This window comes from Mesorhizobium sp. M8A.F.Ca.ET.161.01.1.1 (assembly GCF_004792105.1).
In the GTDB taxonomy this organism is placed as follows: Bacteria; Pseudomonadota; Alphaproteobacteria; order Rhizobiales; family Rhizobiaceae; genus Mesorhizobium.
In genome coordinates, this window is sequence record NZ_SRTD01000142.1 from 1 (window position 1) to 385 (window position 385).

A 385-nucleotide genomic window follows, 5' to 3' on the forward strand; every position below is an offset into this window, starting at 1 on the left:
TTCTGTCAGCACATGGCAGTTTCGTCGGCCCGCAACGGCAACGGCATTGCCCTGACGGACGAATGATGAGGCATGATGTTTCAAACAGGAGCGTGATCATGCGCCCGCACTCTTCGATCCTATGGCGGCGGCTCGACCTGGAAGGGCACGATGCCTGCCTGCTTTCCGATGCGGGCGACGGTTGGAAACTCAGGGGCCATGCGCTCTTCGTCCATGACGACAAGCCATGCAGCCTCGCCTATGAAGCCGACTGCGATTCCGGCTGGCGGACGCGCTCGGCGTGCGTCGACGGTTTTTGTCGGCGCGGAAACCCTGCACTTTGAGATCGAGCGGCTTGCCGATGGCGGCTGGACGCTGAACGGCGCCGGCCAGGCGGAGGTCGCCG

At 63.6% G+C, this 385-nt stretch carries 1 protein-coding gene; it reads left to right on the top strand.

Annotated elements, in window-relative coordinates; genetic code table 11:
• The first annotated feature begins 98 nt into the window (after nucleotides 1-98).
• On the top strand, nucleotides 99-323 hold the full coding sequence (locus EN804_RS35035; protein ID WP_245500146.1) for a putative glycolipid-binding domain-containing protein: 225 nt from the start codon (nucleotides 99-101) through the stop codon (nucleotides 321-323).
• The last annotated feature ends 62 nt before the right edge of the window (nucleotides 324-385 follow it).

Bases quoted from the DNA above. Each gene is read 5' to 3' on its own strand.
- EN804_RS35035 (WP_245500146.1), top strand. From the start codon at position 99: ATGCGCCCGCACTCTTCGATCCTATGGCGGCGGCTCGACCTGGAAGGG.